The following is a 26,079-nucleotide window of genomic DNA, read 5'->3' on the forward strand; positions in this document are numbered from 1 at the left end:
ACACCCACAGGGGGTGCCCTTTCAGGTTCAGGACACGCTTTTTTTATGTCTGCGCAGCCAGATTAATTTGTAGGCGGCAGGAATAATGAACAGGGACAGCAGCGGAGCCGTGATCATCCCACCAATCATGGGTGCCGCGATACGGCTCATGACTTCTGAACCTGCACCGGTTCCCCAGAGTATTGGCAGCAGACCCGCAATGATCACCGCCACGGTCATGGCTTTCGGCCGGACACGCAGTACGGCACCATGATAGAGGGCTTCATCAAGGCCTTCCGGTGTGAACGTCTCTTTACGGGACAATTCCGGGTGCGCTTCAATGGCATGACGCAGATACATCAGCATGACCACGCCAAACTCTGCTGCCACCCCGGCCAGGGCGATAAACCCGGTTCCGGTCGCCACTGACATATGGAAGCCCTGCCAGTACAGGAACCATATCCCGCCAACCAGGGCAAACGGCAGGCTCATCAGGATCAACAGGGCTTCATCAACCCTGCGGAATGCCAGATATAACAGGATGAAGATGATCATCACCGTCATCGGTACCATCAGTTTTAATTTCTTATTGGCGTGCTCGAGTAATTCAAACTGTCCTGAGAATGCCACACTGGTCCCCGGTCTCAGTTTCACTTTCTCACTGATGGCCGTCTTAATATCGTTCACCACCGACACCATGTCCCTGCCGCGGGCATCAACATAAATCCAGCTGGCTGGCCGGGCATTTTCGGTTTTCAGCATGGTTGGTCCGGAAACGACCTTAATATCGGCAACATCGCCCAGCGTAATTTGCTGCTTCATTGGGGTCAGGATTGGCATCTCTCTCAACGCCTGCGGACTGTTACGGTAATCCTGCGGATAGCGAATGTTAATAGGGTACCGGGCCACGCCTTCAACCGTCTCACCCACCATAGCCCCACCGATTGCTGAAGAGACGAACAGCTGGACGTCGCCCACAGTCATCCCGTACCGGGAAGCTTTTTCCCGGTTAATGTCCACATCAATATAACGTCCACCTTCCAGTCGTTCAGCCAGTGCGGAAACCACACCAGGTACGGTTTTAGCGACTGCTTCGATACTCTGTGCTGTTACATCGATATCCGACAGAACAGTACCCGATACCTTAATACCTATCGGACTTTTAATGCCGGTTGAGAGCATATCAATACGGTTACGGATAGGCGGTACCCAGAGGTTGGCCAGACCCGGTAAACGGACGGTCCTGTCGAGTTCTTCAATAATCTTGTCAATCGTCATGCCTGGACGCCACTGATCCTCAGGTTTCAGTTGGATGGTGGTTTCCATCATTTCGAGCGGAGCAGAATCCGTGGCGGTCTCAGCCTTACCGGTCTTGCCAAAAACTGAGGCCACTTCAGGCACCGTTTTGATTAGTTTGTCCGTGGTCTGTAAGAGCGCAGCAGCTTCTCCAGGAGACACGCCAGGTAACGTTGACGGCATATACAACAGGTCACCCTCGTTAATCTTCGGTAAAAACTCGCCGCCCACCTGACTCAGTGGCCAGATAACAGTGAAAATGGATAAAGCCGCAACCAGCAGGGTTGTTTTTGGCCAGTGTAGTACCCTGAGCAGTAACGGGTGATACGCTTTAATCAGCAACCGGTTCAGTGGGTTACTGGTCTCAGCAGGAATTTTCCCGCGGATCCAGAACCCCATCAGAATAGGGATAACAATGATTGCCAGTATGGCTGCACCCGCCATGGAATACGTTTTTGTAAAGGCCAGCGGACCAAACAGACGCCCTTCCTGCCCTTCCAGGGTAAAAATAGGAATGAACGATAATGTGATAATCAGCAGGCTGATAAACAGCGCTGGACCCACTTCAACGGAGGCGTCAGTGATAACCTTCCAGCGGGTGGCATTATCAATCTGTTCCCCGGGATGCTGATGGTCCCACTCCTCAAGCCGTTTATGCGCGTTTTCGATCATGACGATGGCGGCATCCACCATCGCTCCGACGGCTATTGCAATCCCTCCCAGCGACATAATGTTGGCATTCAGCCCCTGGAAGTGCATGACGATAAAGGCGATACACAGGCCAAGTGGCAGAGAAATAATCGCCACCAGGGCAGAACGGACATGCCAGAGGAACAGTGCGCAAACGACAGCAACAACGATAAACTCTTCAAGAAGCTTGTAACTGAGGTTGTCAATCGCACGATCGATTAACTGGCTGCGATCGTATGTCGTTACGATCTCCACTCCTTCAGGCAGGCTTGCCTTCAGCGTGTCCAGTTTATCCCTCACCGCCGTAATGACTTCGCGTGCATTTTTGCCCGAACGCAGGATCACCACTCCGCCAGCGACTTCGCCCTGACCGTTAAGCTCAGCGATACCACGCCGCATTTCCGGTCCCATTTGTATGCGGGCAACATCACGCAGGTAAACAGGTACTCCATTTTCCCCCGTTTTCAGGACGATATTTTTGAAATCATCAATAGTCTGAAGATAACCGCTGGCCCGGACCATATACTCTGACTCAGCAATTTCAACAGATGAGCCACCGGCTTCCTGGTTAGATGAGCTAAGAGCTTGTTTTACTTCTGGCAGACTGATGCCGTACTGCGTCAGTTTTACCGGGTCAAGCTGGATCTGATACTGCTTAACCACGCCGCCTACGGATGCAACTTCAGCGACATTAGGAATGGTTTTCAGCTCAAACTTCAGGAACCAGTCCTGCAGAGAACGCAGTTCTGAAAGGTCGTGTTTTCCGCTGCGATCGACAAGGGCATATTCAAAAATCCAGCCCACACCCGTGGCATCAGGACCGATTTCAGAACTCACACCAGCAGGCAGTTTTCCCTGAACCTGATTCAGATACTCCAGCACGCGAGAGCGCGCCCAGTACAGATCGGTGCCGTCTTCAAAAATGACATACACATACGAATCCCCGAACTGTGAAAAACCACGCACGGTTTTTGCGCCAGGCACGGACAGCATGGTGGTGGTAAGCGGATAGGTGACCTGGTTTTCTACAATCTGCGGGGCCTGGCCGGGATAGCTGGTTTTGATAATGACCTGCACATCTGACAGGTCAGGCAAGGCATCTACCGGCGTGTTAATAATCGTCCATGTTCCCCAGATGCTGAGAAACAGGGCCCCCATCATGACCAGGAAACGGTTGGCGACAGAGCGCCGGATAATCCATTCAATCATCGTCGTCTCCTCAGTGCCCTGAATGCATATTTACAGGCTGGTCAGACATTGCTGGCATACTGCTTTTTGTTTTTTCAGGGTGGCGCATACGTTCCAGCGCGCCCGTAATATTGGCTTCGGAGTCAATGAGGAACAGGCCACTGACCACCACGGTATCGCCTTCATTCAGGCCGGAGCCGATGCCGGACTGTTGCTGTGATTCATGCAGAACGTGGATCTGTTTCGGCACAAACTTGCCTTCATCATCAACAGTAATCACGCGCTGTTCTTTGCCGGTATCGATAACGGCCTGGCTTGGTATCAGCAGCATCTCCTGGCTTCTGGTATTCAGTTTCAGATAGGCATTCATGCCTGGCTTGAGAAACTCATCCTTGTTAGAAACCTGGAGGCGGACCTGAAGCGTGCGGGTTGTCTGATCCACGCTGGGAAGAATGTTCCATTTTTCGACATGGAATGTTTTATCCGGATAAGCCGGTACCGAAATTTCAAACTGCGACGTATCTTTCAGCAGATAGGCGATAGATTCTGGCACTGCAGCGCTGATCCAGACCGGGTCCATCCCCTGAATCTGAGCCACCACCTTATCTTTCGAAATATTCATGCCGGTGCGCAGGTCAAATGCAGTAATGACACCATCAATAGGTGCTTTAATGGTAAAACGGGTCTGGATTGTGCGGGTTGAACGCAGCCTTTGAATATCTTCTTCCGGCATACCAGCCAGACGAAGTCGCTCCAGAACCCCTTTTATCTGGGTTGGCGTACCGCCTGTACCGGATAACAGCAGAAACTCACTTTGTGCCTCAACCCATTCAGGAATGGTGATATCGATAAGCGGAGTGCCTTTCTTCACATGATCGCCAATCGTCAGGGGATACACTTTTTCGACGAAACCATCAGAACGCGCCTGCACAATGACAAACTGATATTCGTTGTAACTGACATTAGCCGGGATTGTCTGAGAATAATTCAGCATTCCTCGCGTGACTTTTTGCGTTTTTAATCCCAGATTCTGAACCTGGGTTGGGTCGATACGGATCCCGCCACTGCTTTTATCGCCACTTTCATCAGCATATTTTGGCACCAGGTCCATATCCATAAAGGGCGATTTTCCGGGTTTATCAAATTTGGTATCCGGTTTCATCGGGTCATACCAGAAAAGTACCTTTTTCTCCGGTGCCTTTTGTTCTGTTTGTACTGTTTTTTGTGATGAGTTTACATACTGCCAGGCAGTAACCGATATCAGCCCTCCTGCTATGAGGCTGCTGATAATTATTGCAGCATATTTTATCTTTAAAGAAGCCATACAATTTCTCGCTGAAAAATCAAAACACCTGGCATATGCGCCCGATCATTCATTCACAGTAATCCCTTAATGAATGTTCAGGCGCACTGGATGTATTCGCTCCGGACTGTTAATCAGGATTGCGTCACGTTAATGCTTTTGAGTAAGGAGATATTGCCCTGCTGAATAAACGAGAAATCGACATGGTTGCCGGTTTTCAGGGCATTGATAGCGTCGTCTGCATTAACAAAAGTGAAGCGCATGGTCATTGCAGGCCAGCCCACCGCAGGGATTGCTTCGTGCGAAATGGTGATTTTTTTACTATTCATATCAATGTCTTTAACGACACCGGTGCCCTTGATAACCTGCTGTACCGAAGCATCACTGGCAGCATTCATATCGCCATGCTGATGTGTTTCAGCATGAAGACCGGCAGAGAACATGACAGAGAAGGCACCAAATAAAACGGCTTTAAGTGAATTACGCATTTTTAATTTCCTGATTAATTAAATAAATTTACTCTACCCAACCGCCACCCAGCGCGGTAAACAGATTAATTTCGTTAACCTGTCGGGAATAGGTAAGATCGAGAATGGTTTGCTGCGTAGCGAAGAGGGAACGTTCTGCATCCAGCACTTCGATGTAACTGACAGCACCACTTGCATACAATCCTCTGGCACGCTGGAGAGTTATCTGAAGTGAATCAAGATAACGCTGCTGTGACTCAAGTTGCTGGCTAAGGCTGTCGCGCAGCGCAAGCGTGTCGGAAACATCCTTAAAGGCTGACTGAATTTTTTGTTCGTAATTAACCACCGACTGTTGCTGGCGAATTTCAGCCAGCTTCAGATTGGCTTTATTCCTGCCAGCATTAAATATAGGTATTTCAATTTTAGGGATAAAATTCCACATTCCACTTCCTGACGTAAACAGGCTGGACAGCTCCGTACTGCTTGCGGAAAGACCACTGGTCAGGGTAATGGAGGGGAAAAAGGCCGCTCGCGCTGCGCCAATATTGGCATCAGCCGCTTTCAGCTGATATTCCGCTTCCATAATATCCGGTCGCTGCAGCAAAATTTGTGAAGACAGATTTGGTGGCAATTTTACTGGTGCTATCTCCCCGCCTTTCATCCCTTTTTCTGACGGAAGTGCGCGGTACGTTCCCAGCACCAGTTGCAGGGCATTGTTTGCCTGAGCCAGATCGCCTTCTCGTTTGGCTATTTCGGCGCGGGTACTTTCGATTTGCCCCCTGGCTTGTTCAAGCGCCAGAACGTTCGTACTCCCGGTCACCAGTTGTTGCTCAACGAATGCATAAGACTGTTCATAATTTTTCAGCGTTTCCCGCGCAATACGGAGTTGTTCGTACGCCAGTTGCTGGCTGAAATAGCTCTGTGAAACGTTGGAGACCAGCAGGATGTGTACGGCACGACGGGCTTCTTCGCTGGCAAAGTAGTTCTGGCGATCAGCCTCACTCATGTTCTTAAGTTTGCCAAAAAAATCGAGCTCATAGCTGAGCTCCAGACCCGCGTCGTACTCCTGCGTGGTCGGCTTGTCACCTTTCAGACCACCGCTGTATGTAATCCCGGATGAGGCATTCAGTTGGGGATAACGATCTGCATCCGTGACGTTGAACTGGGCCCGGGCCTCTTCAACCTTCAGGGCTGCCATTCTCAAATCACGGTTATTATTCAGGGCTTCACCGATCAGCCTGCTGACCTGGGGATCGACAAAAAAGTTTCGCCAGCCCGTATCCTGATAGCTGTTTACCGCAGGCGTCAGACTGTTTTTAGACAATGAAAACTGCTGGGGAACCGGAGCTGGCGGACGCTGATATTCAGGTGCCAGAGAAACACAACCTGCCAGGATGAATATGGTACTGATGCTAAGTAATTTTAATTTGAACATAACGCTTCTCGTACAGGCAGACCTGGTAAATGGTTCAATCGAAGTCCAGAGTATTGATAGGGATACTTTACCGAACGCTCTCTGTTTGCCGGGTGACAGGATAATGACAATGTTGTCATTTTTGCTGTAATCCGTTGATAACGATCGTGGGCGCAATAGAATGACATTAGCAGCCAGCCGGGGAGCAAGATGAAAATATTGATCGTCGAAGACGAAATTAAAACAGGTGAATATCTCAGCAAAGGGCTTACAGAAGCAGGGTTCGTAGTGGATCACGCTGATAATGGTCTTACCGGATATCATCTCGCCATGACCGCCGAGTATGATTTAGTCATTCTGGATATCATGCTACCTGATGTGAACGGCTGGGATATCATCCGTATGCTGCGCACTGCCGGAAAGGGTACGCCGGTCTTACTGCTGACGGCCCTGGGCACGATCGAACACAGGGTCAAAGGACTGGAGCTGGGTGCGGACGATTATCTGGTTAAACCCTTTGCGTTTGCCGAACTGCTCGCCCGGGTAAGAACCCTCCTCAGGCGGGGAAACACGATGATCACGGAAAGCCAGCTTAAAGTGGCTGACCTCTCGGTTGATCTCGTATCCAGAAAAGTCAGCCGCGCCGGGAACCGCATTGTGCTCACCAGTAAAGAGTTCAGCTTGCTGGAATTCTTCATTCGCCATCAGGGAGAAGTTCTTCCCCGCTCCCTGATTGCCTCTCAGGTCTGGGACATGAATTTTGACAGCGACACTAACGCGATTGATGTCGCAGTAAAGCGACTCCGCGCTAAAATAGACAACGATTACGGGACAAAACTGATCCAGACAGTGCGGGGCGTGGGCTACATGCTGGAGATCCCGGATGCATAGCAAACCGTCCAGACGACCTTTCTCACTCGCTCTGCGGCTGACCTTTTTTATCAGCCTGTCCACAATACTGGCGTTTATCGCCTTCACCTGGTTTATGCTGCATTCTGTTGAAAAGCATTTTGCCGAGCAGGATGTCAGCGATCTGCAACAAATCAGCACCACACTGAGCCGTATACTCCAGTCCCCGGCAGATCCGGATGAAAAAAAAGTAAGCAAAATAAAGGAATCGATCGCCAGCTACCGCAACGTTGCCCTTTTGCTCCTCAATCCCCGGGGTGAGGTGCTGTACAGCTCTGCGCAGGGGGCAGCACTACGCCCGGCCGTGAATTCAGCCGATTTTAGCGAGCACAGCCGCGCACGGGATGTCTTTCTCTGGACGGTGGAGGATACTGCGAGAGCGATGGATACCGGGTCCGGAATGAAGATGGAAACGTACCGGATTATCGCCTCCTCTGGCCAGGCGACATTTCAGGGCAAACAGCAGAACTATGTCATGCTGACTGGCCTCTCCATTAATTTCCATCTCCATTACCTCGATGCGCTGAAAAAAAATCTGATTGCGATTGCCGTCGTGATAAGCCTGCTGATTGTTCTGATCATTCGCATTGCTGTCCGTCAGGGGCACCTGCCCCTTCGTAATGTCAGCAATGCCATTAAAAACATCACCTCCGAGAATCTTGATGCGCGGCTGGAACCGACACGCGTTCCCATTGAGCTGGAGCAGCTGGTTATCTCGTTCAATCATATGATTGGAAAGATTGAGGATGTTTTTACCCGCCAGGCCAATTTCTCTGCCGATATCGCGCACGAGATCAGAACACCCATCACCAATCTGGTGACGCAGACTGAAATCGCTCTGAGTCAGGATCGAACGCAGAAGGAACTTGAGGATGTCCTCTATTCCAGCCTTGAAGAGTATAACCGGATGACCAAAATGGTCAGCGACATGCTGTTCCTGGCACAGGCGGACAATAATCAGCTGATACCTGACAGGGTTCGGTTTGACCTCAGAGCAGAAGTCATGAAAGTCTTCGAGTTTTTCGAAGCCTGGGCCGAAGAACGCAATATTATGCTCAAATTTAACGGGATGCCCTGCCTGGTTGAGGGAGATCCACAAATGTTCAGAAGAGCGATCAATAATCTGTTATCCAACGCCCTGCGTTATACCCCAGAGGGACAGGCAATCACCGTCTCAATAAGAGAGCAGGAGAGCTTTTTTGACCTTGTGATTGAAAATCCGGGGAAACCAATCCCTGAAGAGCATTTATCAAGGTTGTTTGACCGTTTTTATCGGGTGGATCCGTCCAGACAACGAAAAGGAGAAGGCAGCGGCATCGGCCTTGCGATTGTGAAGTCAATCGTGGAAGCACATCACGGAAGAGTGCAGGTGGAATCGGACGTACACTCAACGCGTTTTATCTTATCCGTGCCCAGACTGGAGAAAATGATTCCGGACACCCAGTGCTGGGAATAAAGATTTAAATGACAAAGATGTCATTAGCCTGTCATGCAGCAAACAGAAGCCATTCGATATAATTAGTGCAACTTATCAGGAAGGCTGGATTGCTTTATCAATATCCGGCGTCAGTGGACGCCAGGAAATGAATATCCAGTCCCCTCCCGGAGAAATAAACACTTCCGAACCTGTTTCAGTTATGGAACTGAAAACACCGGTTGTACTCCCCCGGACATCACTAATTAAGAAATGGAGAGTTATCATGAAAAATATCGTATTAGCATCCTTGCTGGGCTTTGGCTTAATTTCTTCGGCCTGGGCCACTGAAACCGTGAATATCCATGAGCGGGTCAACAATGCACAGGCACCTGCTCACCAGATGCAGTCTGCTGCGGCTCCTGTCGGGATCCAGGGGACTGCACCTCGTATGGCCGGTATGGACCAGCATGAACAGGCCATTATTGCTCATGAAACCATGACGAACGGGTCGGCGGATGCGCACCAGAAAATGGTGGAAAGTCATCAGAGGATGATGGGAAGTCAGACCGTTTCCCCTACCGGGCCGTCGAAGTCATTAGCGGCAATGAATGAGCATGAAAGAGCTGCAGTTGCCCATGAATTTATGAATAACGGTCAGTCTGGCCCACATCAGGCCATGGCCGAAGCGCATCGTCGCATGCTCAGTGCAGGCTGACGGCGAGGGAAGTATCTGTGCTGTCCTTATTTCCTTGATAGATTTTTCCGTAACCGGATATATGGCAACATCTTTGCCCCCTACAGGGGGCATTTTTATCAGATTCTGCTACAGTTAACGGGCATCAACGCTAAAAGGATATTTTTTATGAAAGCCAGAAACACTTTATTTGCAGTATTAATGTTATCCCTGCCAGCGATTTCAGCAGAACATTCAGAAATGAAAATGACTGATATGTCTACCTCGGCTTCGTCACAGGAATATATGGCTGGCATGAAAGACATGCATGACAAAATGATGGCTGCCGTAAATGAGTCCGATCCCGACAAGGCTTTTGCGAAAGGCATGGTAGCGCACCATGAAGGGGCAATAGCAATGGCTGAGACCGAGCTCAAATACGGAAAAGATCCGAAAATGAGAAAGCTCGCGCAGGACATCATTAAAGCTCAAAAAGGTGAAATTGAGCAGATGAATAAATGGCTTGATAGTCAAAAGTAAACATTGTAGAAATGTCACGACAAGCGTGATTTTACATCGTTCCTGGGCGCGGGAGTCGGTTAATCTTTATATAATTCAAACCCGATTAATTGCGGGTTTTTACTACTCTGTACTCCGGTCCTTTGTTGAGGACCGGAATATATGCACCTGAGATGCTTATTTAATACATTATCTCGTCATGGATACAATGTCGCTCAGGATCTCAACCAGCTCGCTTCTCTCCTGCGTTCCGTCATGATAGGTTGATCTTGAGATGATTCTTTCTGATGTCATCTGAGGCCAGAATTTATCTAGTACATTATCGGGTTTCATTCCCACAGCCCGGCCGATTATTTTTTTAGCGTCACAGGTGTCCGTAAACGTGACGGCTACACCAGTAATTTCCTCGATAAGATCCGGGCACAGATAGTTTTCTATCTCACGTTTGCGCGTAGCGAAAAATACCTTACCGGCCTCCTCTACTTCTTTTTTACGCTTCTGGATGGACAGAACCTGTGCAGGGTCTCCCCCAATATCGGAGTCCAGAAATACGCACCAGGGAAGCCCCAGATCTTTGGCCAGATTCAATGTAACCCAGTGTTTGACGCTACCACACCCTCCTATGAGGACTGGCACTATTTTCACGTCCTCCAGAGAGGCTGGCAGCGCACCTGACTGTTTTAATGAACTGGCCGCATGCCTCAGGAAAGTAACATCCGACTTTCCCTCTACCAGAACAATCCCCTGCGCCCTTTCCATACCGGTCTCTGGCAGCACCCCCAGGCTTTCAGTGGCTTCCTTCAGCACTGCGTCATCCGGCATTTTTACTACGGGTTCACCCGCCTCATTTCGGGTAACATAACGTACGCCTTCGACAGGGATTAATCCGGCCAGCGCCGGGACATGGGTGGTGACGATAATCTGACGGTGCGGCTGGCCTGCCAGTGCCAGTAACGCTTTCATCAGCATCATCTGATAGTTCGGATGCTGTGACGTTTCAGGCTCCTCTATGGCATAAATCACATTTCTGGGCGTCCCCGCGACATTCTTTTCAGCCTCAGCCCGAAAAAAATTCAACAGGATAAGCCTCCTTATCCCGCTGCCGCGCTTATTGATGGGGATGCCATTTTCCCCGTCCAGGGTGAAATTGAAGGTCCACTTGGGTTTCTCCTTAAATCGTGGAGTCAGTTCACTGGCGAGTTCGGGGGCCATTTCACGTAATTTATCCAGCGTTCTCTGTGCGACATCCAGGACGCTGTCCTGAATCTCATTTTCCAGCGCTGTAATTTTGTCCTGCAGCGCAGCCTGAGCGTCTTTTACGGCCTGCTGTAAGGGGTTTTTAGCTTCGGAATCCCCGTCGCTGCTTTCCCTGTCGGCTTTGAAAATCGCATACGTGGGCAGCAAATCGAGGATCTTACCCCATAATGATTTTGTGTCGGTTCCGAACTCTTTATCGACATCCAGCATAATTTCCGAACAGGTATAGGGGGCTGCGGCTTCCCTGATGGCCTGACGCCATAACGATGCAGTGCGTTTATCCGCCACATTTTTTTCAACTTCTTTTCCCACCGCCTTGAGCTCAGAAATTTTCATGCCCAGTAAATTTCTCAGGGGCTCCTCATCCGGGTGGATGCAGCGGATGCAGGTCTGCTCCGGTTTTCCTGAGGTCGTTGCTTTAAACGTTTTGACGATTTCAAAATTGCCGTCCTCATTCAGCAGATGTTCTGAGGCGAGCGTGGTCTGCACCCTGTCGTCGATCATGATAAAATCGGGCAGGTCATCAAATTCACAGGCTATTTCAAAACGGCCGTCCCCTTCTCTTAGGCTGAAACAGTTCATGTCATTCTTGTCAGCCTTCATTCCTTCTGTTTCAAAAAAAATAGCCAGCGCTTCCAGAAGCGTTGATTTCCCAAAGTCATTACGACCGACAATACCCGTCATGCTTTCATCAATAATGATTTCAGTAGAGTTTCTGTAGCCTCTGAAGTTTTTCAGTTTTAATTTTCTGAGCCGCATATGAAGTCCTGTGTGTAAGAAAGCGTTTTGCTGCAACCTGAATACAAAATATATTTTCAAATGCCTGCCAACAAGCAGGGATAACCGTTATTCAGAATATCTTAACGACATTTCGGGATTATGATCTGGTCGCGCTTTCAGAACTTTACTGCCCCTCAAAACACCGGAAACTAACTTGTGGTTGGTTACATGGCAAAGTTAAAACTCCAGAATCACGGGTAATGATTTCAATGCTTATTGTATTTTTTGGAATTGACTCATGAGCTTTATAATTTAAATGATAATAATAACCATTCTTTTATGCGTAATATTTGCTACTGACACTGATGAATTTAAAAGAAGATAGATTTTCATTTACGGATTATTTCCTAAATTCATCGATAATGTGATCGACATAAAATTTTCACTGAAGAATGAAGAGATAATTTAAGGCCGAGCGAAATAGCTCAAAATGGTGTATTTAACATAACAGAAGAAATGAAAGGCTCTATCGCAACCTGATACTTCAGGCCGCTAAGGGGTTAATCTTGTTGAAGAAAAATTAGACCGGGAAGCGCCAGGCGTCACCATTTCTCCCGCCTGGCTGGAAGTGAAGAATAATTGTGCATAGCTCCGTATTCGGGCTTTGCATCTGACAATGGTTCCCTGGATGAAAGTACGATCTCCACTCCAAGGACGCTGAACACCCTAAACAAACGCTCAAAACCCGCACTTGCAGGGTTGGCCTCTAGTCGGGCATAAGTTTGCTGTGTTATACCCAAACGTTTAGAAACATCTTTTTGCGTCAGTCCATTGGCTTTGCGAAAGCCGATTAAAACAGGACGTAACTGATTCAAAGTCTTCAAAGCGTATTGAGTGTTCATAAGTGACCTTCCGTATCGACGGGTTAACAAGCATAACGCAGGGATTTACAGCATATAGGCTGTAATGCTCATTAACAGACTATAGGCTGTAATACGAATCTTGCCAAGATGCGGCATCTTTCAAATACAAGGCCGTATTGGGTAAGCAGTACACCGTTATATAGCACCCCTTGCCCCTTTGCTGGAGAGGGACCCACGTGATCGCAGGTCTTTTAGACGTTGTTGCTAACCGGCATCATACACAGGTGGTAACCCCCAGGGAAACTCTATGAGTGATAATTTATTCCTGCCCCAGTCAAAATATAAAACCTTATCTAACTAGCTTTCTTAGTATTTTATAAATGAAGTGAAATTAGCTAAGAAGTTTTACATTGTAAAGTGAGCAAAAATATTTACCATTCAACTGGCAAAATTTACAATCTGCAGCCCTTAGCCTGAGAAAATGCACATTAACAGAATAATCATCAAGTCCGATAGAGGCATAACTTACGTCCTCAAAAATATCAGAAATAAATGAGTTGAAATTACAAAAATTAACTTCACCTAACATCTTGAACACCGCAGAAATATATCTATCATGCATTATCTTGACTTCGATAACCTTAGATAAACTTGAATGCGACTTACATTTGAAGAGATCAAAGAGAAAGTAAATCAGCATATTTTTATTGTCCGAAATCCATTTTAAAATTTTATTACGTGCACATGGTAATATATACACTGGATTTTTGAAAGGGTTTGAAACGTCAACCACAAGGGAACAATAACCATGAGGATTTATTCCACTTATAATTAAGTCACTAAGTCCTTTCACTGCATTCAAATAGTTATCAAAACAAACCTCATATAAACTGGTACTATGAACTGCACATTTAGATTCAAACAACCATCTATGACGCAGATAACCAATGCCTTTAGAGTGTATATCTTCAACAATACATTTGTGACAGTAACGAATGTTTGAGATGTTTACCAATGGATATGAATTAGTTATGTGAAAATTTTTCCGACAGGCATCTTCAACAGCGTTAAAATACCCGTAAACACCAGAAGATAACGACACTATATTGGAAGTTAGTATATAACCATTTCTAGTGGCAAGAATGTCATATATATCCTGCAAGCTATGCAATTTGTACATATCAATCAGTTCGAAACGAGGAAAGGCATCGTACCTTAGTGCGCCATGCTTTGATATTATGTTCCTGCAATTGGATAAGTTATACATTATCTGTGAACGCAGAAGAAAACTGTGCCACAATTCATTTTCGTAAACCATATAACTCCCTCTTATTTAATTAGTTCCATTTTTCTGAGAAGTATCATTGTCATTGGTAGTTTATCTCTGTATTTCAAAAGCCAGCCATGCCCTCCCAGTAAAGCATCTAGACTTGTAAGTGACATCGAGTACTGCCCCTGAGATAAAACATCATTTATTAATGATGATGAGATAATATCTCTCTCGCTCCAGTCTACTCTTTTATTTTTATAGCATCGTATTGTTTTAGGAAGACAGGAATTAAGCCAGTCACATTCATGTTTATTTAGCCAATAGAAACTTGCATAACAACTTTCTTTGACTAACTTTCGTGTTATAGAAACGGATTGATTATGTATAAATCTTAATATTTTCTGCTTATGACGCCGTCTTAAAGAATCTTTTTTACATTTTTTACGCCATGAGCATAAACCGTAACAAGATGAAATTACAGAGGATACAGCTCCTTCCGATAATGAGTTTTTCTCAGCTATGGATGCCAGACTAAACCCCCTTACAGCCATAGACTTGATAAGCAATTCAGTGAATATATTAATTTTTGTGTTTCGCTTAAACGCCCTCAGGTATTTTTTATAAATAAGTGTTTTAATGTAACATCTGCTGCGACTAAATTCCTTCCCAAGGTTGCTAACACTAGTATTATTTTCAACTATATGAAAACTGTATTTCTTATGACTTTTAAAGATTTCTTTCTTTTTATTAGTACGACTTCCTGCATACGTTGGCCAGCAAGTATTTAACAAACAATAACAAAGCAAAAGATGCTTTGTGGGATGCTGACAACATTTGTCTTTGAGTATAGGCTCCCAGTAATGATAATCAGTTAGGGATGTTGGTATAAGTCCCGATGAACCCTCCCCAAATAACTGGCACTTAGCATAAACATGTGCGTAGAATACATTTTTCTTTAAATTTCCATCCAATGATAATAAATTCAACTTTTTAAGTACATCCATGTAATTGGGGTGTGTAATATCTTTTCTTCTGATTATATTTAGGGACTCATAACAAAACTTAGCAAAATCGAAGTCTATCTCATTGCTAAGTTGTTCTGTATACGAAACAGGAGGCATCAGTCCAATACGTATGTGCGGTGAAGAAGGGACATGGATGCTTTCAAGCGCTACCGGATGCCGATGGCAGGTTGTAACCCCATGAAGCTGATGCGCCAGATGCCAATAAGTAACACCATAATGAAAAGTATCTTCACGAGCGCAAACCGGGCAAAACTTCAATAGTGTGCGCTGCCCTAGTGAAAAATTACTAAGGCGGCACAATCGATTAAGCCTGGCAGGGGTCGTGTTGAAATCCATAATTTCATTACGACTGATTGGTAGTGCCCAGGCAAAAAGAGGGAGTAAAGTCTGTTCATGCCAGAGCTGATCTGCACTTTCGGATGTATGAAGAGAAATAGCCTTTAATCCTGAATTGAGAATTGGATGGACGTTCATATCAGGTTTGTTGAAAATGATCGTTAACAGAGAAGATGGGGACATACCGTACACGGTAGTTGTCCGACAAAACCGGCTGAACAAGGATTCATCAGGCAAAACAGGCAACATTCTCATTTCCCACACCTCTCTTTGACCGTTACGAACTGTTACCTCATTACAATTTATTAAGTGGATCTATATTTATAAGCCCGCAACGCTGAAGAGCATCGTAGGTATTTTTCTTTTCAGCTGTTCTGTTGATAACAAGATCGTGGTCAAGAGACAGTATTTTCTCGTCGAAATTGCGCAAAACCTCGTCTATTTTTCCTACGAATTCCTTGTGCTGTGGCCTGTCTATATCCCCAGGGATCAAAGACTTTAGGGACTTCTCTGCCATGATTTTAGCCGAAGCATCACCCTCATTAGATGCAGAGAGCCATTTAGCTTCCTCATCTTCAGTCGCGGCCCCCGGGAGTGGAGTATCCTTATATTCCTCCGTATGACTCACGAGTACCGGTACAGAGGCCGACAAGACTGCGCCAGTGATGATTTCATTGCCGCTACCGATAACCTTTAATTGTGCCCCCCGATAAATCATCTGAGCCAATCCAATATTGCCTTTAGATAAAATGAATAATTTTTCGTTTAACTCATCATTTAATGGAGTTTCAACATTTGTCCATTGTAATGGCCATAAATAATGAATAAACGATTGCCAGTCTTGTGAATCGTATCTAACATTCTTAATTTTCATGTAACCACCAGACTCTGCCCGCCTGGCAATTCTCATTTTCTTTGTCAGCGTCTCGTCAAAAGGATGATTTCCACAAAAAACCATAGATACCCCCATGGAATCTACAATTTCATGTAAAAAATCAATCAACTTACTCTCACCCCCGGTTCTTGAAAATTTAAGCCTCTGCATTTCATCAATAACAAGGATACCCAAAAATGATGATTTAATTCTTTGTGCAATCTGGCGAGCCAGAGCACCATTTCTAATCTCAGGTGTAGTTCGTTCAATACCAATTGCATCATCTAATTTTTGTAAAATCTCTTCACAAAGGTCTCTCACACTTGAATTGTATGGACAATTAATCTTTACCCATACAATTTGCTTACTGAAGCCGGGAAAAACTCCTTTATAGCTGCTGTGTTCTATAATCTGAGGGAAATGATCCATGACTTGCTCAATCATGGTAGTTTTTCCAGAACCACTCATTCCAACTATCGTAATAGTTTCAGCCTGGGATTTAAAATATCCACTTTCTGGCTCAATATCAGGACGCTCATTTCCATAGTAATGAAGATATTGAATTGTTCCGCTTTTTAAAGGATTACGAGCTGCATAGCTTTCCCTAAGTGCCCGTAAGATCATCTTATAAGCCTGGATAAGATTGGTTTGAGGGCAACGGAATTTCTTTATACGTTCGACATACTGCTCTCTAACATTCGCCGGGGCAGTCCAGCGGATTTTTTCGTCAATTTCGGGGAAATAACTCATTTCCAGAAGTACTTCATCTTCCGTAAGCGCTTCAGGAAGTGCTTCAATTAAGGGATTGCCACGATACTCAGGTAACTCCTGTTCTTTATATATCGCTGAAACGCGCCGTATAAGGTTCATTATTCTGCGTCCTCAGTCTTCTTCTTACCTTTTAACCATCTTTGTTTCTCCTCCCGGCCAGGCAAAAGCAGAACATTACTGGATGAAGGAAGTAGGGGTTCAGATCTTCCATTAGCAACATGAGTTCGCCCTAATGAATCAAGTTCATTTTTCCTGTTCTTTTTAATATCTTTACCATGTACCCGGCGAGATTCGTATATTTCATTTAATCTTTCGTTACCTTTCCTGTTAAATTCATCTTTATTATTGATATTGCTGAGCGAATCCAGAGTAAATAAATTAATTTCTTTTTGAGTATCTACCCAATCAGCCATTACATCTGTATCAAGATGAGCTTTCCCTTTAAATACATCTCTTTTCTTAAGTAGGTAATGTTTTTTGAAAATGCTATTTTTGTCAAATCTTACATATATATAATCTACGCAATTGTCATCTATTCTTGCTTCACAAGTGGTTCTTCCAAATACTCTGACACCTGATGCAATTTCAGGATCACATTCATAAAAAAGATTATTGTACTGAATCCCACCGGCGGTAATGTTAGCGTTCACAGGGATTAACAATCGTGCGATCACTTCGTCGGCCCCAACGGCTCTTGCGCTGAATCTCCCGTGCTTTAAGCTTATCATCCAACTATTTTTTGGTGATATTACGAGATCATTTTCAATCAGTAAGGGATTGATATAAGCCAGTTCCTCATACGTTCTCTGATTATGTGCAAGTATCTCCCGAATCAGTAAAGACGTGACCTCCTGAATCGTTAAACAAGCCCTGGATTGCGGTGTTGGCTCTCCTTTAACAATCTTTCCCCTTCGTGTTGTTCCAATAAGCCTATGAATAACCTCATCATTCAGAATGCCGAAACAGCGTTCAACAATGCTTTTTCTGTCGCCTCTACCGACTGGCGCAAACTCAAGTTTTGTCAGGGGGGTCATCTCTTCCTGAGGTTTAAGACCAATCATCTCCCCGTTGTCACACATCAATGTTAATGGAATGTGAGAACAAGGCCAATCATCATCAGTAATAGAGATTCCAAATAATCTACAATATTCTTTTTTTGGCATAAAGCAATTTGCTAACGCTTGTCGGGCGGCTCGCCATGAAGCATGGTATAAAGAAACATGAAGGCCAACAATCATTCTTGTTGCACGATCCACCACTGTATAAATAGTAGGACGCCCAATGACTTTTCGTCTGTTTAAACTCGAAATAAGATGTACATCAGCGACAGTTGAGTCTATTTCGAAAACATCACCCGGCAAAACAGTTGTATTAGCCACACTACCTAAAAGCGCCCGCATTTTGAGGTCTATTTCTTTTTTCGTGTTCTTCTTATTTATCGAGAAATCTTTAGTGAAGAGTTTTTTATTCCAGTATGAAAATTGTTTTAAAGAAGGAACATATGGAGCTCTATTTTCTAGGTTTGCTGTTTTAATTTCATCCCTAAAATACAAATCAATATGTCTCTCTAATGTTTTCTTTATCGTATCTCCGTTAACTTTATAATGATACGTAATGAGAGATTTTCTAATATTATTTATATCTCTTTCATTAAGAATGAAAACACGTGATCGTTCATTAGGTAATGCTCTGTTTTTTTTGGAATTCCCAAGTTTAATTTCATGTTTGATTCTACTTTTCCCAGCGGCGCCACAGTTCGAGAATGCGGGTAGCAATGCATAAATATCCTGCCCATGTCGCCAATACAACGCCAGAAGCGTTCTGATAGTATATTGTGATATTTTTTTATTTCTGGAGTAATCCATTAAAAGGTGCGACTTTTTATGTAATGCATAGTCGAACAGAAACATTCTGTCATCTACAAGATCTTTAATGATATTGTAATTTTCATCTCGCCTTCCTCTGTCTTTATCTGTTATTTCTTTCTCATCTACTAACATATATGAAGGATATATATAATCTTTACAAGTTATGCTATTTGATTCAATATAATATTTAAACATTGAAAATGAGAAAGGGATTGGCTTACCCGTTCTTTCTGATTTTATTTTAAACAAAATTAACAAATCGACCTTTCTGTCAAAATCCAAAACACGGTAAAGTCCCTCTGCAAGCAAATCAGTGCCTTGAGAGAGCCAGACTGAATTCCTAATAATATCCATTTGCGTTCAGTCCTATATAGTGGTCATTGGAAATTATCTTTATCAGACCGGTTTCGAGTATTGGATATGATAAATCAACATTTATCATTTTTAATCCAATCATTGCCTGCAATAACATCATCGCTTCTTGTGCATCTACCCCAAAGATTGATGAAATCATTGCACGTAGTCCTACTATGGGATAAACATCTGGTTTAAGCTTCCATAGGATTTTATCAAGAGGATATTTATCATAAAATTCAGAACCATCTCTTAATACAGAAGTAGCCCAGCAAATGTTTTTACCGACGACGTTATTGAGTTCCGAGCCAACATAAATTTGAAACTCAACATCAATCAACTGCCAAAACATCCTCTCTATTTCAAGTTTTTGGGCTTCGCGTTCAGGTATGCTCTCGTTATGTTTTACTGCTATAGCTTTGTATCGAAGTCCGCCTTCAGGAGTTCTCAAGGTCAGTAAAAAATCGGTTGTCATAACATTCAGAACTTCGACAGGTACTCCTCTTACTCCCCTCACCATAGGATGTTGAAAATGTAGATGATTTGCTATTTGTTGGGTAAGCCGGAGAGGAAAGAGTGGGAATTGTTCCCGGATATCAATCACCGAGTCATTAAACTCAGCCAGATAGAAAAAGTTACTTTCGACAGAAGAAAGGAGATGATGGTTTCGAAACGTCTTAAGGCCAAAGACTATCGAACGGTTTCCACGGGATTTAACGTCCTTAGCTCTAAGCCAGGGCTGATAACTTTGGCCATAGCCCACTCCTATGCCGTCACCTAGCGCATTTTCATAATCCAAATAGGATTTGAGACGCCTACCCCTAGCCATGATCGTACCCTAAAAACGACATTGATACGTACCTATATGTGCATTTTATAGTCTCCAACCCTATAACCACACATTCAGTAAGTATACAACATTAGCGTCGTTTTTTGAGAATGGTTACAACTTTAGTGCTTTGTGTACAACTTTATTGTCCTCGGACAATACCAAATCCTGTGCGCATGCCCAGGCACTCGACCACGCCCACTGGAAGTTATAGCCTCCCAACCAGCCGGTGACGTCCATCACTTCGCCGATAAAGTAGAGCCCTGGCACTTTGCGGGCTTCCATCGTGCGCGATGACAGCTCGTTAGTATCGACACCACCCAACGTGACTTCAGCGGTACGATACCCTTCCGTACCGTTCGGCTGCACCCGCCACTCGGTCAGCGTTTCAACCAGCGTCTGTTGATCGCGCACGTTAAGCTGCTTCAGAGACACGTCAGGAATTTGCCCTAACTGCTGCAAGCATTCCACCAGACGCTTTGGCAACTGCATTGCTAAGGTGTTCTTTAAGCTCTGGTTAGGATGTGCGCTACGTTGTTCGTCGAGGAAGCTTGCGAGGTCAACATCCGGCAACAAATTAATGCTGACAAATTCGCCTGGCTGCCAAAAACTGGAAATCTGCAAAACAGCTGGGCCCGAAAGTCCTCGGTGTGTAAAGAGCAGATTTTCACGAAATACGGTGCCGTCTTCGGCGGTGATAACGGAGGAGACCGACACGCCAGAGAGCACCTGAAGCTGCTCCAGCAGTGGCTTATGCAACGTAAAGGGCACCAGTCCCGCGCGCGTTGGCAACACCTTCAGACCAAACTGTTCGGCAATTTTATAACCAAACGGCGTTGCCCCCAGACCCGGCATGGAAAGCCCACCTGAAGCGATAACCAGTTTTTTCGTGCCGACCGTCATGCCATTCAGTTCGAGGGTGAAACCTTCATCATCCTGCACCACGCTCAGGACTTCGCTCCGTAACCGCATAGTTACGTTACCTTTTTCACACTCGTCTACCAGCATATCGACAATTTGCTGAGCGGAATCATCGCAGAACAGCTGACCCAGCGTTTTTTCATGCCAGGCAATACCGTGTTTGCCCACCAGGTCGATAAAATCCCACTGCGTGTAACGCGCAAGTGCCGATTTGCAAAAATGGGGGTTTTGGCTCAAATAGGCGGCCGGTTCGACATAAAGATTGGTAAAGTTGCAGCGTCCCCCGCCAGACATGAGAATCTTGCGCCCTGGCTTTTTACCATTATCAATCAGCAGTACTCGACTACCTGCTTGTCCTGCCTGCGCGGCACAAAACATACCCGCTGCGCCAGCGCCTATAATAACGGTATCAAACCTTTCCACGTTGCGATCCTCTCTAAAAAGCGGGTGTGAATTGTAAAGATTCCTCAGTGGTCGCACCAGCACCAAACTACCGATAAAGTGTATTTAACTGAAATATATAGGATAATTCTTTAGTGGTGTAAAACAAAGCAGGAGACAAATCAAAAAAACTCTATATTTCACTTTGCCCGCGCCGCCAAAGTCACTGATAATGCGCCGCGTTCATGTCCTCAAAATGGCGTAACGTCCTATGCTACATTTGTTTGCTGGCCTGGATTTACATACCGGGCTTTTACTATTGCTTGCTCTGGCTTTTGTGCTGTTCTACGAAGCAATTAACGGCTTCCATGACACAGCCAATGCTGTCGCAACCGTGATCTATACCCGTGCAATGCGTTCGCAATTGGCGGTGGTCATGGCTGCGTTGTTCAACTTCTTTGGTGTTTTGCTGGGTGGTCTCAGCGTGGCATATGCCATCGTGCATATGCTACCAACGGATCTGCTGCTTAATATGGGATCGTCACATGGCCTTGCCATGGTGTTCTCCATGCTGCTGGCGGCAATTATCTGGAACCTGGGTACCTGGTACTTTGGTTTACCTGCATCCAGCTCCCACACGCTGATTGGCGCCATTATCGGTATTGGTTTAACCAATGCACTGATGACCGGCACCTCGGTGGTGGACGCACTTAACATTCCGAAAGTTATCGGTATTTTTGCTTCGCTTATCATCTCGCCAATTGTTGGTCTGGTGGTTGCAGGCGGTCTTATTTTCATTCTGCGTCGTTACTGGAGCGGTACAAAAAAACGTGCCCGTATCCACCTGACGCCAGCAGAACGTGAAAAGAAAGATGGCAAGAAAAAGCCGCCGTTCTGGACCCGTATTGCACTGATCCTCTCCGCTATCGGCGTAGCGTTCTCTCATGGCGCTAACGACGGGCAGAAAGGCATTGGTCTGGTGATGCTGGTGCTGATTGGCGTAGCGCCTGCAGGCTTCGTGGTGAATATGAATGCTTCCGGTTACGAGATTACCCGTACCCGTGATGCAATCAATAACGTCGAAGTCTTCTTCCAGCAGCGCCCTGACCTGCTTAAACAGGCCACAGGCGTAGACCAGCTGATTCCGTCCCCGACGGACGCGGCCCCCGCGACGACGACAGAGTTCCATTGCCACCCGGCGAATACAATCAACGCGCTGGAACGTGCGAAAGGTATGCTGGCGAACCTGGAAACCTATGACAAGTTAAGCGTCGAACAGCGTGGTCAGCTGCGCCGTATTATGCTGTGCATCTCTGATACCACCGATAAAGTGGTTAAGCTGCCTGGCGTAAGCGCTGACGATCAGCGTCTGCTGAAAAAACTGAAAGCTGACATGCTGAGCACCATTGAGTACGCGCCTATCTGGATCATTATGGCCGTCGCACTGGCGCTGGGTATTGGTACGATGATTGGCTGGCGTCGCGTTGCCACCACCATCGGCGAGAAAATCGGTAAGAAAGGCATGACTTATGCCCAGGGGATGTCGGCGCAGATGACCGCCGCAGTCTCTATCGGCCTCGCCAGCTACACCGGTATGCCCGTTTCCACCACCCACGTTCTCTCTTCTTCCGTTGCGGGGACGATGGTTGTTGATGGCGGCGGATTGCAGCGTAAAACGGTAACCAGCATTCTGATGGCCTGGGTCTTCACCCTGCCGGCTGCGATTATTCTTTCCGGGGTGCTGTACTGGCTGTCCCTGAAGCTTATCTAAGCGAATGCACGGTAAAAAAGCGGGTCAGGAAGCTGACCCGCTTTTTTTGTATCTGTTGTTGGAATCAGTGCCAGATAATCAGCGCAACCATGCTGATTAGCACCAGGCCACATAGCGCGCTGGTGAGAATGAACTGACCGCGAACCCGCTCACAACGGCGAATAAATTCATCATCATGATGATCGCGGTAACGCTGAGCGTAGATATACCACACCAGACGCATCTGCTTGTTCGGTTGCCCATGCGAGGTAAAAAAGCCCCCTCCATCTACATACTGGTAAAGTAATGGATCGCAACCACGAAGTACCACTAACAGTGCGCGTAGCGAAGAAAAATAGCGCGCCATATTAACAATGCAAACGACACATAAAGCCCAGAATAATGCAATGGTGCTTATCATACCTCCTCCCCGGCGACCCGCCCACGGAACTCCTTTCCGGGACTACCGCTCCCCGATACCCTGCCAAACCATTCAATGAAGAGTGCAGCCGAAACCGTTCGTGTTAGTATCACGCATCCGAACGCCTCTTTAGATAGTGTAGGAGATTAGTTAATTTTTTTGCCATAAGGTTAATCGCTATCAATGCAATTAACTTAAAAATTTGTTTAACTATTTGGCAAGCAAGGCGGATTGACGGATTATCCTGGTCGCTATAATGTAAGGATAGTCCTTATATGGTACGTTTTTACGACTGGGCTAGCCCCGCGCACAAGGTTCGCAGGACGCGGATGACGCGGCGGCATATAACGCCAGCAGGCTAGTCATCGACAACTTATGGAAGGAGTAACACTATGGCTTATAAACACATTCTTATCGCGGTTGATCTTTCTCCGGAAAGCAAAGTTCTGGTTGAAAAAGCGGTTTCTATGGCGCGACCTTACAATGCTAAAGTCTCCCTTATCCACGTTGACGTAAACTATTCTGACCTGTACACCGGGCTTATCGACGTGAATCTGGGCGACATGCAGAAACGCATTTCTGAAGAAACCCACCACGCGTTAACCGAGCTGTCCACCAATGCAGGCTACCCTATCACCGAAACCCTGAGCGGTAGCGGCGACCTGGGTCAGGTTCTGGTTGATGCCATCAAAAAATACGACATGGATCTGGTCGTCTGTGGTCACCACCAGGATTTCTGGAGCAAACTGATGTCCTCCGCGCGCCAACTGATCAACACCGTCCACGTCGACATGTTGATTGTTCCGCTGCGTGACGACGAAGAAGCATAAAATGCTTGCCGCCGGAAGTTAACCCGGCCCACTGCAAGTCGTTAAGCCTGTAAACGCCCGCCTTTGCGGGCGTTTTTGTTTTTATCATTCGGTCACAATTAGTACATCCATCCAGCTAATAAATCATAATTAGTGTGATCAACTAATTGGATCGAAAACCATCTCTATAATACTCTACCCTTGCGGCCAATAACCGCAGTCTATAACAAAATAAGACTTTTTCGGCGCGTTTAAGCATACGCGTTCATACTTTTCGGGATGGCTTTGAAAGGCGATGGAATATGAATAAAACTGCACCTACGGGCTTGCTGCAGCAACCTCGTCCGTTCTTCATGATCTTCTTTGTGGAATTATGGGAACGATTTGGCTATTACGGCGTACAGGGCATCCTGGCGGTATTTTTTGTTAAGCAGCTCGGATTTTCACAAGAACAGGCATTTGTCACCTTTGGTGCCTTTGCCGCACTAGTTTACGGCCTGATCTCGATCGGCGGCTACGTCGGCGACCACCTGTTAGGCACCAAGCGCACGCTGGTACTCGGTGCCATTGTGCTGGCAATCGGCTACTTCATGACCGGGATGTCGCTGCTTAAGCCGGATCTAATCTTTATTGCTTTGGGTACCATTGCCGTTGGTAACGGGCTATTTAAAGCCAACCCGGCAAGCCTGCTGTCAAAATGCTATCCCCCGAAAGACGCCCGTCTGGACGGTGCTTTCACCCTGTTTTATATGTCGATTAACATCGGTTCGTTGCTGTCACTGTCGCTGGCGCCGGTGATTGCCGATAAGTTTGGCTACGCTGTGACTTACAACCTGTGCGGAGCCGGACTAATCGTCGCGCTGCTGGTCTACTTTGCCTGCCGCGGAATGGTGAAAAATATCGGCTCTGAGCCAGACCATAAGCCACTGAACTTCCGTAACCTGCTGTACGTGCTGGCCGGTACGGTAGTGATGGTATTTATCTGCGCCTGGCTGATGCACAACGTGCAGATTGCCAACCTGGTGCTGATCGTCCTGTCGATTGTCGTGACCCTCATCTTCTTCCGTCAGGCATTCAAACTGGATAAAACCGGGCGCAACAAGATGTTCGTGGCCTTTATCCTGATGCTGGAAGCGGTGGTGTTCTACGTGCTGTACGCGCAGATGCCGACATCGCTGAACTTCTTTGCGATCAATAACGTACACCATGAAATTCTTGGTTTCGCCATCAACCCGGTGAGCTTCCAGGCGCTGAACCCGTTCTGGGTGGTACTGGCGAGTCCGGTACTGGCCGCAATCTATACCCGTCTGGGCAACAAAGGCAAAGACCTGACCATGCCGATGAAATTTACGCTCGGTATGTTCCTGTGCTCATTGGGCTTCCTGACGGCCGCCGCTGCCGGGATGTGGTTTGCCGATGCACAAGGGCTGACGTCGCCGTGGTTTATCGTGCTGGTGTATCTGTTCCAGAGCCTGGGTGAACTGCTGATTAGCGCCCTGGGACTGGCTATGGTCGCTGCTCTCGTGCCACAACATCTGATGGGCTTCATTCTTGGGATGTGGTTCCTGACGCAGGCCGCGGCCTTCCTGATGGGGGGTTATGTCGCTACGTTCACCGCCGTACCAGAGAACATCACCGACCCGCTGCAAACGCTGCCTATCTATACCAACGTCTTCAGCAAGATTGGCCTTGTCACCCTGGCCGTAACGGTCGTGATGGCGATTATGGTGCCATGGCTGAACCGCATGATTAATACGCCGAGCACCGAGCAATAA

20 protein-coding genes are annotated in these 26,079 nt (G+C 46.4%); 7 read left to right on the plus strand and 13 right to left on the minus strand.

The genetic code is table 11. The features are described 5' to 3' along the window. Positions 1-27: 27 nt before the first annotated feature. From silA to silC, 4 genes are all read right to left on the minus strand, one after another. Complete coding sequence (silA, locus tag OGX94_RS04405) at positions 28-3,174, minus strand: Cu(+)/Ag(+) efflux RND transporter permease subunit SilA (protein ID WP_022630602.1); 3,147 nt, start codon at positions 3,172-3,174, stop codon at positions 28-30. Between the two features lie 10 nt (positions 3,175-3,184). Beyond that, positions 3,185-4,477: a Cu(+)/Ag(+) efflux RND transporter periplasmic adaptor subunit SilB gene (gene silB / locus OGX94_RS04410; RefSeq protein WP_032294133.1), complete on the minus strand. Its 1,293-nt coding sequence runs from the start codon at positions 4,475-4,477 to the stop codon at positions 3,185-3,187. A 113-nt stretch (positions 4,478-4,590) separates the two neighbouring features. After that, positions 4,591-4,944 carry a cation efflux system protein CusF gene (gene cusF / locus OGX94_RS04415; RefSeq protein WP_001246153.1) on the minus strand — a complete coding sequence of 118 codons (354 nt, stop codon included), beginning with the start codon at positions 4,942-4,944 and terminating at the stop codon, positions 4,591-4,593. A gap of 28 nt (positions 4,945-4,972) precedes the next feature. Further along, entirely contained in the window at positions 4,973-6,358 is a 1,386-nt protein-coding gene (gene silC, locus OGX94_RS04420) for a Cu(+)/Ag(+) efflux RND transporter outer membrane channel SilC (RefSeq protein ID WP_032294132.1), read from the minus strand. Positions 6,359-6,547: 189 nt separating this feature from the next. Here silC and silR point away from each other — a divergent pair, with 189 nt between their 5' ends. The 4 genes from silR to copM all read left to right on the plus strand — a co-directional run bounded on the left by silR (position 6,548) and on the right by copM (position 9,876). Further along, positions 6,548-7,228, plus strand: a complete 681-nt coding sequence (silR, locus tag OGX94_RS04425) for a copper/silver response regulator transcription factor SilR (RefSeq protein WP_032294131.1) — start codon at positions 6,548-6,550, stop codon at positions 7,226-7,228. Next, a complete protein-coding gene (gene silS / locus OGX94_RS04430) occupies positions 7,221-8,702 on the plus strand; it encodes a copper/silver sensor histidine kinase SilS (RefSeq protein ID WP_000555733.1) in 1,482 nt (493 codons plus the stop codon). The genes silR and silS overlap by 8 nt, the downstream gene beginning before the upstream one ends. 244 nt (positions 8,703-8,946) lie before the next feature. Beyond that, positions 8,947-9,378 carry a silver-binding protein SilE gene (gene silE / locus OGX94_RS04435; protein WP_000790485.1) on the plus strand — a complete coding sequence of 144 codons (432 nt, stop codon included), beginning with the start codon at positions 8,947-8,949 and terminating at the stop codon, positions 9,376-9,378. 147 nt (positions 9,379-9,525) lie between these two features. After that, entirely contained in the window at positions 9,526-9,876 is a 351-nt protein-coding gene (gene copM, locus OGX94_RS04440; protein WP_000647571.1) for a CopM family metallochaperone, read from the plus strand. A 168-nt stretch (positions 9,877-10,044) separates the two neighbouring features. Here the strand turns inward: copM and OGX94_RS04445 are convergent, their stop codons facing one another. The 8 genes from OGX94_RS04445 to OGX94_RS04480 form a co-directional block, all read right to left on the minus strand. Then, positions 10,045-11,871 carry an AAA family ATPase gene (locus tag OGX94_RS04445; protein ID WP_001239419.1) on the minus strand — a complete coding sequence of 609 codons (1,827 nt, stop codon included), beginning with the start codon at positions 11,869-11,871 and terminating at the stop codon, positions 10,045-10,047. Between the two features lie 563 nt (positions 11,872-12,434). Beyond that, positions 12,435-12,734 carry a helix-turn-helix transcriptional regulator gene (locus OGX94_RS04450; protein WP_169018174.1) on the minus strand — a complete coding sequence of 100 codons (300 nt, stop codon included), beginning with the start codon at positions 12,732-12,734 and terminating at the stop codon, positions 12,435-12,437. 352 nt (positions 12,735-13,086) lie between these two features. After that, entirely contained in the window at positions 13,087-14,013 is a 927-nt protein-coding gene (locus tag OGX94_RS04455) for a hypothetical protein (protein WP_286568787.1), read from the minus strand. 11 nt (positions 14,014-14,024) lie between these two features. After that, entirely contained in the window at positions 14,025-15,581 is a 1,557-nt protein-coding gene (locus OGX94_RS04460; protein WP_001324699.1) for a TnsD family Tn7-like transposition protein, read from the minus strand. Positions 15,582-15,621: 40 nt separating this feature from the next. Beyond that, positions 15,622-17,070 carry an ATP-binding protein gene (locus OGX94_RS04465; RefSeq protein WP_001049180.1) on the minus strand — a complete coding sequence of 483 codons (1,449 nt, stop codon included), beginning with the start codon at positions 17,068-17,070 and terminating at the stop codon, positions 15,622-15,624. Beyond that, positions 17,070-19,193, minus strand: coding sequence for a TnsB C-terminal domain-containing protein (locus tag OGX94_RS04470; RefSeq protein WP_000351433.1), 2,124 nt, complete (start codon positions 19,191-19,193; stop codon positions 17,070-17,072). The genes OGX94_RS04465 and OGX94_RS04470 overlap by 1 nt, the downstream gene beginning before the upstream one ends. Further along, positions 19,180-20,022, minus strand: coding sequence for a TnsA endonuclease N-terminal domain-containing protein (locus OGX94_RS04475; RefSeq protein WP_286568789.1), 843 nt, complete (start codon positions 20,020-20,022; stop codon positions 19,180-19,182). Before OGX94_RS04475 ends, OGX94_RS04470 begins: the two co-directional genes overlap by 14 nt. Before the next feature lie 114 nt (positions 20,023-20,136). After that, the gene (locus tag OGX94_RS04480) at positions 20,137-21,366 is read right to left on the minus strand and encodes a BaiN/RdsA family NAD(P)/FAD-dependent oxidoreductase (protein WP_193134821.1); all 1,230 of its coding nucleotides are present in this window, start codon (positions 21,364-21,366) and stop codon (positions 20,137-20,139) included. Between the two features lie 229 nt (positions 21,367-21,595). Here OGX94_RS04480 and pitA point away from each other — a divergent pair, with 229 nt between their 5' ends. Beyond that, complete coding sequence (pitA, locus tag OGX94_RS04485) at positions 21,596-23,095, plus strand: inorganic phosphate transporter PitA (RefSeq protein WP_003827471.1); 1,500 nt, start codon at positions 21,596-21,598, stop codon at positions 23,093-23,095. Between the two features lie 64 nt (positions 23,096-23,159). Here the strand turns inward: pitA and uspB are convergent, their stop codons facing one another. After that, the gene (gene uspB, locus OGX94_RS04490; RefSeq protein WP_003023371.1) at positions 23,160-23,495 is read right to left on the minus strand and encodes a universal stress protein UspB; all 336 of its coding nucleotides are present in this window, start codon (positions 23,493-23,495) and stop codon (positions 23,160-23,162) included. Between the two features lie 392 nt (positions 23,496-23,887). On the opposite strand from uspB, the gene uspA reads away from it, so the two are divergent. After that, positions 23,888-24,325, plus strand: a complete 438-nt coding sequence (gene uspA, locus OGX94_RS04495; protein ID WP_003023368.1) for a universal stress protein UspA — start codon at positions 23,888-23,890, stop codon at positions 24,323-24,325. A 281-nt stretch (positions 24,326-24,606) separates the two neighbouring features. Then, entirely contained in the window at positions 24,607-26,079 is a 1,473-nt protein-coding gene (gene dtpB / locus OGX94_RS04500) for a dipeptide/tripeptide permease DtpB (protein WP_149335496.1), read from the plus strand.

Origin of the sequence: Citrobacter sp. Cpo037 (genome assembly GCF_030332945.1) — a bacterium.
Classification (GTDB): Bacteria; Pseudomonadota; Gammaproteobacteria; order Enterobacterales; family Enterobacteriaceae; genus Citrobacter; species Citrobacter portucalensis.

What these genes read in the sequence shown, in the direction of transcription:
- silC (WP_032294132.1), bottom strand. Translation starts at nt 6,358, where the DNA reads ATGTTCAAATTAAAATTACTTAGCATCAGTACCATATTCATCCTGGCA.
- dtpB (WP_149335496.1), top strand. Translation starts at nt 24,607, where the DNA reads ATGAATAAAACTGCACCTACGGGCTTGCTGCAGCAACCTCGTCCGTTC.
- OGX94_RS04475 (WP_286568789.1), bottom strand. Translation starts at nt 20,022, where the DNA reads ATGGCTAGGGGTAGGCGTCTCAAATCCTATTTGGATTATGAAAATGCG.
- uspA (WP_003023368.1), top strand. Translation starts at nt 23,888, where the DNA reads ATGGCTTATAAACACATTCTTATCGCGGTTGATCTTTCTCCGGAAAGC.
- pitA (WP_003827471.1), top strand. Translation starts at nt 21,596, where the DNA reads ATGCTACATTTGTTTGCTGGCCTGGATTTACATACCGGGCTTTTACTA.
- cusF (WP_001246153.1), bottom strand. Translation starts at nt 4,944, where the DNA reads ATGCGTAATTCACTTAAAGCCGTTTTATTTGGTGCCTTCTCTGTCATG.
- uspB (WP_003023371.1), bottom strand. Translation starts at nt 23,495, where the DNA reads ATGATAAGCACCATTGCATTATTCTGGGCTTTATGTGTCGTTTGCATT.
- OGX94_RS04465 (WP_001049180.1), bottom strand. Translation starts at nt 17,070, where the DNA reads ATGAACCTTATACGGCGCGTTTCAGCGATATATAAAGAACAGGAGTTA.
- OGX94_RS04445 (WP_001239419.1), bottom strand. Translation starts at nt 11,871, where the DNA reads ATGCGGCTCAGAAAATTAAAACTGAAAAACTTCAGAGGCTACAGAAAC.
- silE (WP_000790485.1), top strand. Translation starts at nt 8,947, where the DNA reads ATGAAAAATATCGTATTAGCATCCTTGCTGGGCTTTGGCTTAATTTCT.
- copM (WP_000647571.1), top strand. Translation starts at nt 9,526, where the DNA reads ATGAAAGCCAGAAACACTTTATTTGCAGTATTAATGTTATCCCTGCCA.
- silS (WP_000555733.1), top strand. Translation starts at nt 7,221, where the DNA reads ATGCATAGCAAACCGTCCAGACGACCTTTCTCACTCGCTCTGCGGCTG.
- OGX94_RS04455 (WP_286568787.1), bottom strand. Translation starts at nt 14,013, where the DNA reads ATGGTTTACGAAAATGAATTGTGGCACAGTTTTCTTCTGCGTTCACAG.
- silA (WP_022630602.1), bottom strand. Translation starts at nt 3,174, where the DNA reads ATGATTGAATGGATTATCCGGCGCTCTGTCGCCAACCGTTTCCTGGTC.
- OGX94_RS04450 (WP_169018174.1), bottom strand. Translation starts at nt 12,734, where the DNA reads ATGAACACTCAATACGCTTTGAAGACTTTGAATCAGTTACGTCCTGTT.
- OGX94_RS04460 (WP_001324699.1), bottom strand. Translation starts at nt 15,581, where the DNA reads ATGAGAATGTTGCCTGTTTTGCCTGATGAATCCTTGTTCAGCCGGTTT.
- silB (WP_032294133.1), bottom strand. Translation starts at nt 4,477, where the DNA reads ATGGCTTCTTTAAAGATAAAATATGCTGCAATAATTATCAGCAGCCTC.
- silR (WP_032294131.1), top strand. Translation starts at nt 6,548, where the DNA reads ATGAAAATATTGATCGTCGAAGACGAAATTAAAACAGGTGAATATCTC.
- OGX94_RS04470 (WP_000351433.1), bottom strand. Translation starts at nt 19,193, where the DNA reads ATGGATATTATTAGGAATTCAGTCTGGCTCTCTCAAGGCACTGATTTG.